The sequence below is a fragment of the uncultured Sulfitobacter sp. genome (assembly GCF_947497275.1).
Classification (GTDB): domain Bacteria; phylum Pseudomonadota; class Alphaproteobacteria; order Rhodobacterales; family Rhodobacteraceae; genus Sulfitobacter.
Genome location: NZ_CANMFS010000005.1, coordinates 214,521 through 228,665, shown reverse-complemented (window position 1 = coordinate 228,665; position 14,145 = coordinate 214,521). Strand labels below are relative to the sequence as shown.

15 protein-coding genes and 1 riboswitch are annotated in these 14,145 nt (G+C 61.0%); of the genes, 2 read left to right on the top strand and 13 right to left on the bottom strand.

Annotated elements, in window-relative coordinates:
* Nucleotides 1-139 precede the first annotated feature (139 nt).
* From Q1A06_RS12675 to Q1A06_RS12655, 5 genes are all read right to left on the bottom strand, one after another.
* Entirely contained in the window at nucleotides 140-517 is a 378-nt protein-coding gene (locus Q1A06_RS12675) for a rhodanese-like domain-containing protein (protein WP_299564012.1), read from the bottom strand.
* A gap of 24 nt (nucleotides 518-541) precedes the next feature.
* Nucleotides 542-1,357, bottom strand: a complete 816-nt coding sequence (locus tag Q1A06_RS12670) for a glycosyl transferase (protein WP_299564009.1) — start codon at nucleotides 1,355-1,357, stop codon at nucleotides 542-544.
* Between the two features lie 164 nt (nucleotides 1,358-1,521).
* Nucleotides 1,522-2,142, bottom strand: a complete 621-nt coding sequence (locus Q1A06_RS12665; RefSeq protein WP_299564006.1) for a d(CMP) kinase — start codon at nucleotides 2,140-2,142, stop codon at nucleotides 1,522-1,524.
* A 12-nt stretch (nucleotides 2,143-2,154) separates the two neighbouring features.
* The gene (gene aroA / locus Q1A06_RS12660; protein WP_299564003.1) at nucleotides 2,155-3,510 is read right to left on the bottom strand and encodes a 3-phosphoshikimate 1-carboxyvinyltransferase; all 1,356 of its coding nucleotides are present in this window, start codon (nucleotides 3,508-3,510) and stop codon (nucleotides 2,155-2,157) included.
* 87 nt (nucleotides 3,511-3,597) lie between these two features.
* Nucleotides 3,598-4,302, bottom strand: coding sequence for a tRNA (guanine(46)-N(7))-methyltransferase TrmB (locus Q1A06_RS12655; protein ID WP_299564001.1), 705 nt, complete (start codon nucleotides 4,300-4,302; stop codon nucleotides 3,598-3,600).
* A 120-nt stretch (nucleotides 4,303-4,422) separates the two neighbouring features.
* On the opposite strand from Q1A06_RS12655, the gene Q1A06_RS12650 reads away from it, so the two are divergent.
* Nucleotides 4,423-5,259, top strand: coding sequence for a response regulator (locus tag Q1A06_RS12650; protein ID WP_299563998.1), 837 nt, complete (start codon nucleotides 4,423-4,425; stop codon nucleotides 5,257-5,259).
* 67 nt (nucleotides 5,260-5,326) lie between these two features.
* Here the strand turns inward: Q1A06_RS12650 and metK are convergent, their stop codons facing one another.
* From metK to miaB, 8 genes are all read right to left on the bottom strand, one after another.
* Entirely contained in the window at nucleotides 5,327-6,508 is a 1,182-nt protein-coding gene (gene metK, locus Q1A06_RS12645; protein ID WP_299563995.1) for a methionine adenosyltransferase, read from the bottom strand.
* Between the two features lie 5 nt (nucleotides 6,509-6,513).
* A riboswitch (SAM-SAH riboswitch) is annotated at nucleotides 6,514-6,562 on the bottom strand.
* Between the two features lie 38 nt (nucleotides 6,563-6,600).
* Entirely contained in the window at nucleotides 6,601-8,076 is a 1,476-nt protein-coding gene (gene lnt, locus Q1A06_RS12640; RefSeq protein WP_299563992.1) for an apolipoprotein N-acyltransferase, read from the bottom strand.
* Nucleotides 8,073-8,969: a hemolysin family protein gene (locus tag Q1A06_RS12635; protein ID WP_299563989.1), complete on the bottom strand. Its 897-nt coding sequence runs from the start codon at nucleotides 8,967-8,969 to the stop codon at nucleotides 8,073-8,075. The genes lnt and Q1A06_RS12635 overlap by 4 nt, the downstream gene beginning before the upstream one ends.
* A 26-nt stretch (nucleotides 8,970-8,995) precedes the next feature.
* A complete protein-coding gene (ybeY, locus tag Q1A06_RS12630; protein ID WP_299563986.1) occupies nucleotides 8,996-9,523 on the bottom strand; it encodes an rRNA maturation RNase YbeY in 528 nt (175 codons plus the stop codon).
* A gap of 10 nt (nucleotides 9,524-9,533) precedes the next feature.
* The gene (locus Q1A06_RS12625) at nucleotides 9,534-10,562 is read right to left on the bottom strand and encodes a PhoH family protein (RefSeq protein WP_299563983.1); all 1,029 of its coding nucleotides are present in this window, start codon (nucleotides 10,560-10,562) and stop codon (nucleotides 9,534-9,536) included.
* Nucleotides 10,563-10,702: 140 nt separating this feature from the next.
* Nucleotides 10,703-11,023 carry a hypothetical protein gene (locus Q1A06_RS12620; RefSeq protein WP_299563980.1) on the bottom strand — a complete coding sequence of 107 codons (321 nt, stop codon included), beginning with the start codon at nucleotides 11,021-11,023 and terminating at the stop codon, nucleotides 10,703-10,705.
* Between the two features lie 12 nt (nucleotides 11,024-11,035).
* Nucleotides 11,036-11,563 carry an OmpA family protein gene (locus Q1A06_RS12615; RefSeq protein ID WP_299564274.1) on the bottom strand — a complete coding sequence of 176 codons (528 nt, stop codon included), beginning with the start codon at nucleotides 11,561-11,563 and terminating at the stop codon, nucleotides 11,036-11,038.
* Between the two features lie 266 nt (nucleotides 11,564-11,829).
* The gene (miaB, locus tag Q1A06_RS12610) at nucleotides 11,830-13,143 is read right to left on the bottom strand and encodes a tRNA (N6-isopentenyl adenosine(37)-C2)-methylthiotransferase MiaB (protein ID WP_299563978.1); all 1,314 of its coding nucleotides are present in this window, start codon (nucleotides 13,141-13,143) and stop codon (nucleotides 11,830-11,832) included.
* A gap of 121 nt (nucleotides 13,144-13,264) precedes the next feature.
* Between miaB and Q1A06_RS12605 the strand changes: the two genes are divergently transcribed.
* Nucleotides 13,265-14,134, top strand: a complete 870-nt coding sequence (locus tag Q1A06_RS12605) for a hypothetical protein (RefSeq protein ID WP_299564271.1) — start codon at nucleotides 13,265-13,267, stop codon at nucleotides 14,132-14,134.
* The last annotated feature ends 11 nt before the right edge of the window (nucleotides 14,135-14,145 follow it).

Here is a 14,145-nt window from a genome sequence, read left to right as displayed (position 1 = left end):
AGACTACGTTCGTGGTTATTTAGAGCCGGTAGACCCACGGTCTCTTGATACCTTCGCGCAAAGAAAAAGGCGGACCAGTAGTGGTCCGCCGCAGATTGTCTTCTGAAACTGTAGACATCAACTGCCACCAAAAATCAGATCAGGTTTCGGTTGGCCCCCCCGCCTCTTTCCAGTCAGGAAAACCGCCGATGTTCGTCACCTTCGAATAACCCATCTCCTTGAGAGTTTTGCCCGCAAGCGCCGCCTGTCCACCCGCGCCGCAGATCAGGTGAATATCGGCGTCCTTCTGGAAGACGGGGTTATACATTTTTTCAACTGCCGGATCGGCGTGAAACTCGATTACGCCACGCGGCACCCGGTGGGCGCCCTTGATGGTTCCGCTGTCCGCAATATCGGCGCTATCGCGCACGTCAATAAAGACGCCCTGCCCGTCGGCGTGTTTTGCAATTGCATCCTCGCTGCTCATTGAGGGGACGTCGTCCTTGGCAGCGTCAAGATAGTCTTTTGCCGTTTTCATGTCGTTTCTCCTATTATTGCAGCGCTATTCGCGCCAATGTTCCGCGATCCACGGTGTAGGCAACATGAAGCGACGCAGATGGCGAAACCTCTTCTTGAAATGCCGCGGCCCGCGAATCGCGCGCATCAGGTGCTCGAACCGGCTACGGTCGCCTTCTTCGGGCACCCATCTGCCGACCAACGCATCAGGCGGGTTTGGGGTTGCAGGAAAAATGACCACACGCGCATCGGCGGGCAATTTTGGCGCGATGAAGTAATTGAGCGGAAACAGGGGAACACACTGCGTACGGAAATGGCGCACCCAGGACTTCGGCCAGAATTTAACGCCACCCGGCGCATTGCGCGTTACGAAACGCTGCTCGAACGTATAGGTATCGGCAATTCCTTGTGGATCCGCGCGAAACTTGTCGAGAAGCGGTGCAAGCTTGCCCACAGGGAAGCGGAAAATCGAGGTTTGTCCCAATTTCTCGAAAGGTGTCGTAGGATTGCGCGCCAGAATGATGTCGTCCGGGTCGCCGTACTCGAAGAAACCATCGAGGTTTCCGGTGATAACCAGATCGAGATCGAGGAACAACACCGGTCCCTCGACACCTTCAAGCGTCTCGTTCCAAAGCCGCGATTTGGGCCAAATCCCTTTCGACTTCGGCATGACAATGTTACTTGGGGGTAGATCGCGGCAGATCACCTCGTCGCGTACACCATCGGCGTTGTCCGTGAAGCAGGTCATCGAAAAACTGCCCGTAATGTTGCGCGCGCACATGCCGTACAAGCGGTTGATATAAGGCGCGCCATATTTGGAACCCCAGTTGATGCAGATAATCTGCTTATTGACCGCGACCATCGTAGGCCTCCTGACTTTCTCTTAGTGTCCGTCAACGACGCGGCAAGGTCAATCGATCCGCTCCGGTTGCATCCGCCAGAAATCGCGCGCACCTGATGCAATGGTGTCCGGAATTTTCAACAAAATTCCGGCGCAAATTTTTCAAAAAAATTTGTTTGCTCCCGCTACGTTTTGGTCCTCTTGGCATTTACGGCGCCAATGGCAGCAGAGACGGCTTCGTCGATGCTCAGGTTTGATGTGTCGATCAGCAGGGCATCTTGCGCTGGGCGCAATGGGGCTTCGGCCCGTTGCATATCACGCGCGTCCCGCGCCCGGACATCCGCTAGTACCTGCGCAAGGCTCTCGCTACTGTCGCTGTGTTGCATTTCCGCATGCCGACGTTTCGCACGCACTTCAGCACTCGCAGTCACGAACAGTTTGGCATCGGCATTCGGACAAATGACTGTCCCGATATCGCGACCGTCCAAAACGGCACCGCCCTCTTGTGTCGCGAAATCCCGCTGAAATGCGGTCAATGCATCACGCACGGCCCCGATTACGGCAACCTTGCTAGCCTCTTGAGCAACTGCACTGCTGCGCAGACCCTCCGCTTCGAGATCTTCTCGCGCGAGCGTACGCGCGGCCTCGCAGGGGCCCATTCCGCCGATGACCTTGGCGCCGACCGCCCGGTAAAGCAGGCCGGTATCAAGATAGGCAAAACCGAAATGGGCGGCTACCGCTCTTGACACGGTACCCTTGCCGGCAGCCGCCGGCCCATCAATCGCAACCGTGAAACTGCATCCCATCGCCGATCTCCACTACTGTCCACTATTGCGCGACACCCGTGCGCCCAAAATCGCCATCAACGGTTCGAAAATCGGAAAAGACGTGGCAATCGGCCCGCCGTCATCCACTTGGACAGGCGCGTTGGCAGCCATTCCGAGGATAAGAAACGACATGGCGATCCGGTGGTCGAGGTGGCTCTCGCAAACTGCGCCTCCGGCCACTTGACCGTGGCCCGCGCCGGTTACGATCCACCAGTCCGGTCCGTCCTCGACAGCAACTCCGTTCGCGCGCAGGCCTTTGGCCATCGCCTCGATCCGGTCGCTTTCCTTCACACGCAATTCCTTGACGCCGCGCATCAATGTCTGGCCTTTTGCAAAGGCTGCTACGACGCTCAACACCGGATATTCATCGATCATGCTTGCCGCGCGCGCCGGCGGCACCTCGATACCGATCAGATCGGGTGAAAACCGCGCCCTCAGATCCGCGACAGGCTCGCCCCCCTCGGTTCGCTCGTTCTCAAAGCTCAGGTCGGCGCCCATTTCGCGCAGTGTCGTAAACAGCCCCGCCCGCGTCGGGTTCAGCCCGATCCCCGGCACCAGAACATCCGATCCGGGCACGATCAGCGCCGCGCAGACCGGAAATGCAGCAGAGCTTGGGTCGCGCGGCACCTCGATATGCTGCGCGCGCAGTTCCGGCTGCCCCGTAAGCGTAATTTCACGCCCTTCTTTGGTATCACGTACAGTGATTTCCGCGCCGAACCCCTCCAGCATTCGCTCGGTATGATCGCGCGTCGCCTCTTTCTCGATCACCACAGTCTGGCCCGGCGCGTTCAGACCCGCGAGCAGGACCGCCGATTTCACTTGCGCAGACGGCACCGGCACCGTGTACCGCACCGGCAAGGGATCCGCCGCTCCGACCAGCGTCATGGGCAAGCGCCCGCCCGCGCGGCCTACGGCCTGACAGCCAAACAACGCCAGCGGATCCGTCACCCGCGCCATTGGCCGCCCGTTCAGACTGGCATCGCCGGAAAACGTCGCGGTGATCGGCTGGGACGCCATCGCCCCCATGATCAGCCGCACCCCCGTTCCCGAGTTTCCACAATCAATGACGCCGTTCGGTTCCATGAAACCGCCGACACCGACACCGTGCACAGACCACGACCCGCCTCCGTGATCCACAACCTGCGCGCCGAAATCGCGCATCGCCTGCGCGGTATCCAGAACGTCCTGACCCTCCAGCAACCCGGTGATCGTCGTTTCACCTACGCACATCGCACCCAGAATCAGCGCCCGGTGCGAGATCGATTTGTCCCCGGGCACATCGGCAATACCGGTCAGCGGCCCACAGGCCTGCGCGGTCATGGGAATAGGGTGTCCGTGACCCGACATATCAGCAGCCTTTCCTTGTACGTTCGCCGTCTTCTACCGCAGCAGGCAAACCGCGTCCATGCAGGACAGGCCTGCGCGAAGGCAGCGTCAGATGCGCCGGAATGTGAGATAATGCGGCACGCGCCCTTCGCGCAACGCTTTTTGCTCGTATCGGGTCGAGATCCAGTCATCCCACGGTTGCCGCCAATCGCCGGGCCGCTCGGCCAGCCATTCAAACCCCGCGCGCGGCACTTCTTCGAGAGTCTGGCGAACGTAATCTTCGATGTCCGTTGCGACACGAAAGAGTGCGCCGGGTTTCAGAACGCGGTGCAACGGTTCAAGATGTTCGCGCGTTACAAAGCGGCGGCGGTGATGGCGCGTCTTGGGCCAAGGATCCGGATACAGCAGAAAGGCGCGCGAAATGCTTTGCGCGGGCAACACATCGAACATGTCGCGCACATCGCCGGGATGCACCTTTACGTTCCCGACACCGGCGCGGCGTATTTTTCCCAAAAGCATTGCGACGCCGTTGATGTAGGGCTCGCAGCCGATGATACCCACCTGCGGGTTCGCCGCGGCCTGATGCACCATATGTTCACCGCCGCCGAAACCGATTTCAAGCCACGCAGGCTTGCCCCCGAACATCGCGTCCGGGTCGAGCAGCGCGCGTTCGGGGTTCGCCTCCCAATCCACCGCTCCGGGCGAGAGGGCGGCAAGGTCCTCTTCGATATAGCCCTTCTGGGATTGCTTGAGGCTCTTGCCCTTCAGGCGGCCATAGAAATTTCGACGGGGGCGGACAGGACGTGTGCTCATGCCGCGCGATGTAGCGGCTGCACCGCGATACCGCAATGGGCCAAGCGGGTGATGCTTCACCCCCCGTTAAGACACCGGGCCATATACTGCGGGCTGATCCTATTCCAAAGAAGGCTGCTCATGAGCCGTTTGTCACCGATCCGACCCAACGCCACGCACCCGCCGCCGATGCCAGGCTCCGCGCGCATTCTGATCGTCGAAGACCAGAGATTCGACAGGATGCGCCTGAAACGGCTTTGTACGGCGCTGGAGTTCAACACCCACATCGCAGAGGCCGATACGCTCTCGGCAATGCTGGATCACCTGAACAAGGATCGGTTCGATCTGGTGCTGCTCGATCACAACCTGCCGGACGGCACGGGTCTGCAGGGGGTCGAGATGATCCGCGCCAACCCTGCGAACCGGCACGCGGCGACGATCATGATCACCGGTGTCGAGGATATGGAGATCGCGGTCCGAGCCCTCAAAAACGGTTTCAGCGACTACATGACCAAGGACGAATTGTCGGCGGCCTCGCTGCGCCGCGCTGCAATCAACGCGCTGCAAAAGTCCACGCTCAGTGCGGGGCTGGAGAACCAGGGTGCCCTGCGCGCAGAGTTGCAGAAATGCCTGTCGCGGTTTTCGCGCGAGTGCGCGCAGGAGATAAAACCAGTGGTCAGCCGCATGTTGCGCCAGATGCGCGAATTGCGCGACTTCGACCGGCTGACACCCGAACAGGCGGCGACGAAGTTCGATCGCATGGAGTTATCGTGCCAACGATTGTGGGAGTTTCTTGACGATCTCGACAGCTATACCGCTAGCGATCTGGCGATCGACCAGAGCAGCCCGATGCCAATACCTGGCAACGAGTCCGCAACACCCGACGAGAATGAGCCCGTCAGCCCTGGTCAGGAAAGGTCACGCCATCCGGCAAAGGGCAAACGACCGCCATTGGTGTTCAGTCGCAGACCGGACTGATTGCGCAAACCGAACGGGCAGGCACATCAAATCCCTGCCCCTTACATCAGGTCCGCGATCCGCCCGTTTAAACCGCCGATTGCAGGGCAGCCGCCAGATCGGTCCGTTCCCAGCTGAATCCGCCGTCTTCGTCGGGTGCGCGGCCAAAGTGGCCATAGGCGGCAGTGCGCGCGTAGATCGGTTTGTTGAGCTGCAAATGCTCTCGGATGCCGCGCGGCGTGAGGTCCATCACCCGCGCCACTGCGCGTTCGATTGCCGCATCGTCCACCTCGCCGGTGCCGAAGGTATCGCAGTAGATCGACAGCGGTTTACTCACCCCGATGGCATAGCTCAGCTGGATCGTGCATTTGGTCGCCATCCCGGCGGCCACCACGTTCTTCGCAAGATACCGCGCGGCATAGGCTGCGGACCGGTCGACCTTGGTCGGATCCTTGCCCGAGAACGCGCCGCCTCCGTGCGGCGCTGCACCGCCGTAGGTATCCACGATGATCTTGCGGCCCGTCAGGCCCGCGTCTCCATCCGGCCCGCCGATCACGAAAACGCCCGTCGGGTTCACCCACCATTCGGTCGCCTCAGAAATCCAGCCTTCTGGCAGAACTTCGCGGATATAGGGCTCGACGATGGCGCGGATGTCGTCGCTGGTCTGGCTTTCGTCCGCGTGTTGCGTCGACAGCACGATCGAGGACACACCCACCGGCTTGCCATCCTCATAGCGCACGGAAAGCTGCGATTTGGCATCGGGGCGCAACGTCGGCTCGGTGCCATCCTTGCGCGCTTGGGCCAGACGCCGCAAAACCGCGTGCGCGTAATGAATCGGCGCCGGCATCAATTCTGGCGTCTCGTCCGTCGCGAAACCGAACATGATACCCTGATCCCCCGCGCCCTCTTCCTTGCCCTCACGGCTGTCCACGCCCTGGGCGATATGCGCCGATTGGCTGTGAAGAAGATTGGTGATCTCGCAGGTGGCGTGATGAAATTTGTCCTGCTCGTAGCCGATATCCTTGATGCAGGTCCGCGCGATGCTCTCGATCCGCCCCATGTATTCGTCAAGTTTTGCCTTGTCGGTCAAACCGACTTCGCCGCCGATCACCACGCGGTTGGTGGTCGCGAAAGTTTCCGCCGCAACCCGCGCATGAGGCTCCTCGGACAAAAATGCATCGAGGACCGCATCGCTGATCCGGTCGCAGACCTTGTCAGGGTGTCCCTCGGACACGGATTCCGAGGTGAAAATATAGCTTTTGCGGGACATTTGAGTGCTCCAATGAAATTCTTGCGCCCCGTCAGGAAGCCGTTGGGACGCGTCCCGACCGACCTATGCCCGCAGACAAGGCAGGTCAATCTCTATTTCCGGCCCCGGATGCGGCGCGACAGCGCGGCACCGATGGTGCTCGCAAGCAGGATCAGCGCCAAAGGTAAATCGCCGGTGACACCATAGAACGTTGCTGCCCGCGGCTCTGGTACAAGCGCATCGACATAGCCCGCCTGCCCCAGCCCGATCTGCGTGACACTCCGCCCCCACGGGTCGATCATCGCCGATATTCCGGTATTGGCCACCCGCGCCACCGGCAATCCCTGCTCAATCGCCCGCATACGCGATTGCGCCAGATGCTGTTGCGGACCGGCGTAGGTGCCGAACCAAGCATCGTTCGTCGCGTGGATGATGAAATCCGCGCGTGCCGGTGCGGCGTTGAGATCCTGCGCAAACACCGCCTCGTAGCAGATCAGCGGCAAAGCCCGCCCCAGCGGCCCGAGATCCAGCAAACGCGCCCCCGGACCGCTGGAAAAGCCGTTGCCGAGGCTGGGCGCAAAGCTGGTGATCCCGAAACGCGCGGCCAGATCCCCGAACGGGATGTACTCGCCGAACGGCACCAGATGGTGCTTGTCATAGGTCTGTGTGACGTCGCCCTGCGGCCCCAGAACGACGAGCGAATTGTAATAGCTAAGCTTGTCACTGCGTTGGACACCCATCACGACGGTCTTGCCACCCGCCGCCGCGCTAATTTCCTCCAGAACCCCATCCGCGCGCTCGAGGCTCCATGGAATGGCCGTTTCGGGCCAGAGAATAGCGTCAGGTGCCTGCTGGCCCGCTACGACGGGCGCGGCAGTGTATTCAAGCTGGCGATCGTAGAACACGGGGATCATCAGCGGATCCCATTTCTGGTGCTGTGGCGCGTTCGGCTGTACCAACCGCACCATATTGTCCGTAAGCGGTGCAGGAGGTGCCAGCGGAGGCAACAGCACAACGACAAACACAGGCACCACAAAGATCCAGCGAATCCACAGACGCCGCAGTCCCACCAGGGCCGCAATCGCGACCGCCGCCCCCACGACAGCCATGTTCAGCCCGTGCGGCCCGATCCACGCCAGCGCCTGTCCTGCAAGGCTGCCGACCAGCGCCTGTGCGGGCGACGCCCATGGAAATCCCGTGAAAATATACGCGCGCACCAGTTCAGCCAGTGGCCAGCACAGGAGCAATCCCCAGTGACCCGGCGACAGTCTGCGCGCGCCCCAGAACGCGGCTCCCCAGAACAGCGCCATGCCGGTGGCCAAAAGAACCACCGCGAAGGGAGCCATCCAGCCATGCCGCGCGGCATCGACCAGGAACGGGGACACGATCCAGTGCAGCGCCACGGCGAAATAGCCGAACCCGAAGGACCAGCCAAAGACCGCTGCGCGCCACGCCGTCTGCGCCACGGCACTTGCGCTGATGGCCACGGCCATCGCCGCGATCATCACCAACGGCAGATCGAAGGGGGCCTGCCCCAAAGCTGCCAGTGCGCCAAGCACGACCGGCAGCAGCCGTCGCGACAGGCTCATCCCGACTGCGCGCCGTTCATCCGGACCCGCAAACGTTTGATCCGGCGCGGATCCGCGTCCATCACCTCGAACTCGGGCCCGTCGGGATGTACCACGACCTCGCCGCGCGCGGGCACCCGACCCGACAACATAAAGACCAGCCCCCCCAAGGTGTCGATTTCCTCTTCGTCGACGTCTTCGTGGTCGGTAAGTGACAGGCCGACTTCCTCTTCGAAATCCGATAGCGGCGTCTTGGCCAGCGCCAGATACTGGCCCGGTTTCTCGACGGACCAGTATTTGCCCTCATCGACGTCGTGTTCGTCCTCGATCTGGCCGATGACCTGTTCGATCAGATCCTCGATCGTCACCAGACCGTCAACACCGCCGTATTCGTCGATCACCAGTGCCATGTGGCGTCGCTCGGACTGCATCTTGGTCAGCAACACGCCGATCGTCATGCTGGGCGGCACGTAAACCAGCGGTCGCAGCATTTCTTGCAGGTTGAAATTCTTTGGTTTGCCGTTGAACCCGTGGGTCAGTGCCAGATCCTTGAGATGCGCGATCCCCACGGGCGTATCCAGTGTGCCGTCGTAGACAGGCAGGCGGGTCATGCCGCTTTCCTTGAACACCTTGACCAGTTCGTCCATCGTCGACTGAACGGAAACCGCGATGATATCCGCCTTGGGAATCATCACATCGTCAACCCGCATGAGGCGCAGGTTGCCCATGCCGGCGGTGCTGGGGCTGGATTGCTGAGGCTCTTCCTCGGGCTCGGAGGAACTGAGTGCGCCGATGACGCGGCTGAAAAAACCGCTTCTGACGGGCTCCGCTTCGGCATGCTGTTGCTCTGTGTCGGGGGTGGTTTTTGACTGCGCGCTCTGCGCCGCGTCAGATGGTCCGTCTGTATCGCCCATTGGGTCCTGTCTAATGTAGAGCGCGCCTATTGTGCGCCTGTGGTCGTCTGAGTGGTAGTGTATGGGTCATCCAAGCCCAAATTGCCAAGGATTTCGACCTCGATCTTCTCCATAAGCGCCGCATCGCCGTCATCTACATGATCGTAGCCCAGAAGATGCAGTACGCCGTGTACGATCAGATGGGTCAGATGGTCATCCATCGGTTTGCCGGCAAGATCCGCCTCGCGCGCGCAGGTGTCGAAGCTCAGCGCGATGTCGCCCAGTTCGATCAAACCGTCGAAGCCGCGCGCGGGTGTGCCCGGTGCGGCACCGCTGCCGGGGCGCGAGAGAATCTGTGCGGGCCAGCTGAGCACATTTGTAGGCACGGCCTTGCCCCTGAAATCTGCATTGAGGGCCGCGATGCGCGCGTCGTCGCACGCAAGCACGGAAATTTCCGTCTCTTCCGGGTCCAGTATTATGTGCGACAGCACGGCTCTCACGGCCTGCTCAGCCACGCATGAAAATTGCGTTGCGTCCCAGGGTCCGGATTCGATGACGATATCCAAGGTGTCCATGCCGCGCGGCTCAACCGTTGCGGTGCTGCGTGCGTTCGGCCTCGGCCTCGTAGGCCTCGATGATCGCGGCGACAAGCGGGTGGCGCACCACATCTTTCGATGTGAAGTAATTGAAGCTGATCTTGGGAATGGATTTCAAAAGACGCTCTGCATCCGCCAGACCCGACGCCTGCCCGCGCGGCAGGTCGATCTGTGTGCGGTCGCCGGTGATCACCATCCGCGATCCCTCGCCCAGACGGGTCAGAAACATCTTCATCTGCATCGTCGTCGCGTTCTGCGCCTCGTCCAGCACAACGAAGGCATTGCTCAGAGTGCGCCCGCGCATGAACGCCAGCGGTGCGATCTCGATCGTTTTTTCCTCGCGCAGCTTGGCCAGCTGCTTGCCCGGCAGAAAATCATTCAGCGCATCGTAGAGCGGCTGCATGTAGGGGTCGACCTTCTCATCCTGCGTGCCGGGCAGAAAGCCCAACTTTTCTCCCGCCTCGACGGCCGGGCGGCTGAGAATAATCTTGTCCACCTTGCCCGACAGGAACATCGACACGCCGACGGCGACGGCAAGATAGGTCTTGCCGGTGCCCGCAGGCCCGATACCGAACGCCAATTCATTCTCGAACAGCGATTGGACATAGGCCTTTTGTGCATTCGTGCGCGGCTCGACGCGTTTTTTGCGGGTCTGGATCTCGATCCCCTGTGGAATCGGCATTTCGATCTGGTCTCCCGTCCGCACCCCTGTGCCAGCAGCGGAGTTACCCATCCGCAGGACCATATCCACATCCGCCGGAGACACGCTGCGCCCGCTTTCCAGCCGCGCGTAGAGCGCGTTGAGGATCGCCGCCGCCCGCTCCACTGCGGAAGCATCGCCGTGCAGGCTCAACTGATTGCCCCGCCGGATAATCTGCACCTCAAGCGCCTTTTCGATGGCGGCCAGATGTTGATCGAATGGTCCGCACAGATCGATCAAGAGCCGGTTGTCCGGCAGATCAAGCACTTGACCGGGCGCTGCGGTGTCGTTCGCTGTGGCAATATCGTTCGAGGGCAAGAGCGGCTCCTTCTAGGCAGCTGAATGCGTGAGATAAGGCTGCGGCCCCGTCAATACCAGTGACTGGGGGAGAAAAAACAAAAAGGGCCGCGATGCATTGCACCACGGCCCCTTGTCGATGTCGTGCACCTGGGTCAAGATCAGATCGGATCCCCGATAAGGCTTGTCGACCCTTTCTTGAAGTCGCCGACGGTCTGCGTCGGTGGCGCAACGCCAGAGCACACGGGTTTGCCATATTTATCCAGACGCGCCGACAGATAGCCTTCGACGCCATCATCAATGATCCAGTGATCGCATCCGTTCGGATCGACCCAGATACCGGCCTCAAGCTGGCTGAGGTGTTTGGCGTCGACGCCGCGGTCCATCGTCTTATCAGGCCCGTTCTTGACGAATTGCGCGTCCTCGCAGGCGGCCAGAAAAGACCCCAAACTCACAAGCGCCACGATTTTGGTGATTTTCATGTCTCGGGATCCTTAACGAATACAGATGATTTCGACGCGACGGTTCTTCGCCATGCCTGAGGCCGTGCCGTTGGAGGCAGCGGGCTGACGCTCGCCATATCCGCGTACATCCGCAATGCGCGCACCGGACGATTGCGCCACGCGGGCCACCGAATTTGCACGGTTCAGCGAAAGACGCATGTTATAGGCATCCGACGCGCGGCTGTCTGTATGACCGGTGATGATATAGCTTGTGGCGCTCGCCTGCTGAAAGAACTCGCGCAGCCGCCCCTGACCCGACTTCGAAATGCGCGCGCTGTTGGTGGCGAAGAACTGGTCGCTTTGCATCACCCCGCAGACGTTCCCCCGACGGCAGACCGGAATACCCTGACGGTTGGTGTGCGGAGTCATGTATCCCTCGACACCGTCATCCATGACCCAGTGCTCGCATCCGTCCGGATCGACCCATACGGTTGGAATGTACTGGCCGCCGTCGCGGTCGCGCTGCGATTTGGTCTGGGCGTCGGCGACCGTTCCCTGAAGCGCCAGCACCGCGATCATCGCGGCCCCTGCCGCTCCGCGCGCTGCTTTCAAAAGTGTGTTTGGCACAGCTCTTTTCCTTACCTTGTTCCGCCGGGGATGCTCTGCCGCCCGCAAGCGCCCGCACATCCTCCACATTTCATCAGGTTAAGCAAATCTTTACGCTGAGGGAAGTACAATGTGCCAGATATTGTGCCTGAACTTGCGAAAGCCCCCAATTCCGGTTGGTTTGTCACGGCCTTCGCTCGCGGATCGCACCCTTCAACGCAATATTCCCGTATGGGGTGTCACATCTCGACAGCGGTCAGAGAGTTGGTCATCGCGCGGGTGATCCGAACCGGTACCACATCCCCGACCTGTGCGCGTGCGTCGTCTATGTGGACCGCGTGCAAATATTCGGACTTGCCCAGCATCTGACCCGCTTCACGGCCCGCCTTCTCGACCAGCACCGACAGATCACGTCCGACCATGCTTTCCTGGATGGCGCGCTGTTGGCGGGTGATCAGCGCCTGCAACCGCTGCAATCTCTCGTCGGCTTCACCCGCGTCTACCTGGGCGCGCTCCGCCGCCGGTGTGCCGGGACGGGTGGAGTATTTGAAGCTGTAGGCGTAGCCGTAGTTGACCTCTTCGACCAGATCGAGCGTCGCCTGGAAATCGGCCTCGGTCTCTTCGGGAAAGCCGACGATGAAATCGCCCGACATCATGATGTCGGGGCGCACGTCGCGGATCCGCTCGATCAGGCGCAGATAGCTTTCGGCGGTGTGGCTACGGTTCATCCGCTTCAACATCCTGTCGGAGCCGCTCTGCACCGGCAGGTGCAGATACGGCATCAGCTTGTCCGTATCCGCGTGCGCCGCGATCAGGTCGTCGTCCATGTCGTTGGGATGCGAGGTGGTATAGCGGATCCGCTCCAGCCCGTCGACCTTTGCCAGCGCGCGGATCAACTGCGCCAGCGTCATGCCGCCGTGATACGCGTTGACGTTCTGGCCCAGAAGCGTGACTTCACGCACCCCGCGCTCCACCAGATCCTGCGCCTCCCGCACGACGCGCTCGGCGGGCCGGGACACTTCGGCACCCCGGGTATAGGGTACGACGCAAAACGCACAGAACTTGTCGCAGCCTTCCTGCACCGTCAAGAACGCCGCAGGGGCGCGTCGTGCGGTGCTGCGTCCCTTGAGGTGGGCGAACTTATCCTCTTCGGGAAAGTCCGTATCCAGCGCCGGCTTACCGGCGCGCACCTGCGCCTCCATCTGCGGCAGCCGATGATAGCTTTGCGGTCCGACCACCAGATCGACGGCAGGCTGGCGGCGCATGATCTCGGCCCCTTCCGCCTGTGCGACACATCCGGTCACGCCGATTTTGAGATCAGGCTTCAGTTCTTTCAGCGGTTTCAACCGCCCCAGCTCCGAATATACCTTTTCGGCGGCTTTCTCGCGGATGTGGCATGTGTTCAGCAGGATCATATCCGCGTCTTCAGCGCGGTCCGTCTGCACATACCCGTCAAGGCTCTCGGCCATCCGCTCGCTGTCATAGACGTTCATCTGACAGCCGTAAGTCTTTATAAACAGCTTTTTCGGGGCGTCGGTCTTGGTCTCGGACATGGGGCGTCTCACAAACGGATCGGGTAAAGGGGATGAGGCGGCAGCTATCAGCGCGCGCACCATCTTGCAATGCACGGCGATTTAACCGATTCTGCGGATAACTCAACCGATGCAGGATCCCATGCGCCATACCTCGCTTGAAAGCTTTATCGCACAGAACGCCGGGGCGCTGTCCATGGGGCCGATCGCCATCGTTATCGTCGAGGACGATGTGGAGGTGGACACCACCCTGCGCCACCACCTGCAATCAGGGTTTCTTCAGGTGTTGGCGCTGATGCCCGATGTCTTCGACCTGCCGCGCGATCTGCAGGAAACCGTGCACCGCATCGACTTTGACACCGCCACCATCGACGCGGCGCAAGTCGCGGTGAATGCCGTGATCGACGCGGCACCGGGCCAGTGGATCTATTATTGCTATAACGCGGAATACTTCTTTTTCCCGTTCTGCGAAACGCGCTCTGTCACCGAAATGCTCGCCTTTCATACCGAAGAGCGGCGCGATGCGATGCTGACCTACATCGTGGATCTCTACGCCGACGATCTCGACAGGTATCCCAAGGCGGTATCCCTGGACGCCGCACATCTCGACCGCTCGGGCTATTACGCGTTGGCCCGCCCCGATGTGCTCAACCACGGCCACCCCAAGGAGCGCCAGCTTGATTTCTTCGGGGGCCTGCGCTGGCGCTACGAAGAACACGTGCCCCCCGCCCGTCGCAAGATCGACCGTATCTCGCTTTTCCGCGCCAAGCGAGGTCTGCGCCTGCGCGAGGACCACACGTTCTCGGACGAAGAATACAATACCTACGCCTGCCCGTGGCACCACAACATCACCGCGACGATCTGCTCGTTCCGAACGGCCAAGGCCCTGAAAAGCAATCCGGGTAGTAAATACGAAATCGACACGTTCAGATGGCATAACTCCGCACCGTTCGAATGGCACTCCCGGCAGTTGCTTGATCTGGGCCTGATGGAGCCGGGACAATGGTTCTAGCCGGGATGGTC

Excerpts from the sequence above, each read along its gene's own strand:
- Q1A06_RS12670 (WP_299564009.1), bottom strand. The coding sequence starts at position 1,357 with ATGGTCGCGGTCAATAAGCAGATTATCTGCATCAACTGGGGTTCCAAA.
- Q1A06_RS12675 (WP_299564012.1), bottom strand. The coding sequence starts at position 517 with ATGAAAACGGCAAAAGACTATCTTGACGCTGCCAAGGACGACGTCCCC.
- Q1A06_RS12615 (WP_299564274.1), bottom strand. The coding sequence starts at position 11,563 with ATGATCGCGGTGCTGGCGCTTCAGGGAACGGTCGCCGACGCCCAGACC.
- Q1A06_RS12635 (WP_299563989.1), bottom strand. The coding sequence starts at position 8,969 with ATGGGCGATACAGACGGACCATCTGACGCGGCGCAGAGCGCGCAGTCA.
- Q1A06_RS12665 (WP_299564006.1), bottom strand. The coding sequence starts at position 2,142 with ATGGGATGCAGTTTCACGGTTGCGATTGATGGGCCGGCGGCTGCCGGC.
- aroA (WP_299564003.1), bottom strand. The coding sequence starts at position 3,510 with ATGTCGGGTCACGGACACCCTATTCCCATGACCGCGCAGGCCTGTGGG.
- Q1A06_RS12620 (WP_299563980.1), bottom strand. The coding sequence starts at position 11,023 with ATGAAAATCACCAAAATCGTGGCGCTTGTGAGTTTGGGGTCTTTTCTG.
- Q1A06_RS12655 (WP_299564001.1), bottom strand. The coding sequence starts at position 4,302 with ATGAGCACACGTCCTGTCCGCCCCCGTCGAAATTTCTATGGCCGCCTG.
- Q1A06_RS12605 (WP_299564271.1), top strand. The coding sequence starts at position 13,265 with ATGCGCCATACCTCGCTTGAAAGCTTTATCGCACAGAACGCCGGGGCG.
- metK (WP_299563995.1), bottom strand. The coding sequence starts at position 6,508 with ATGTCCCGCAAAAGCTATATTTTCACCTCGGAATCCGTGTCCGAGGGA.
- lnt (WP_299563992.1), bottom strand. The coding sequence starts at position 8,076 with ATGAGCCTGTCGCGACGGCTGCTGCCGGTCGTGCTTGGCGCACTGGCA.
- ybeY (WP_299563986.1), bottom strand. The coding sequence starts at position 9,523 with ATGGACACCTTGGATATCGTCATCGAATCCGGACCCTGGGACGCAACG.
- miaB (WP_299563978.1), bottom strand. The coding sequence starts at position 13,143 with ATGTCCGAGACCAAGACCGACGCCCCGAAAAAGCTGTTTATAAAGACT.
- Q1A06_RS12650 (WP_299563998.1), top strand. The coding sequence starts at position 4,423 with ATGAGCCGTTTGTCACCGATCCGACCCAACGCCACGCACCCGCCGCCG.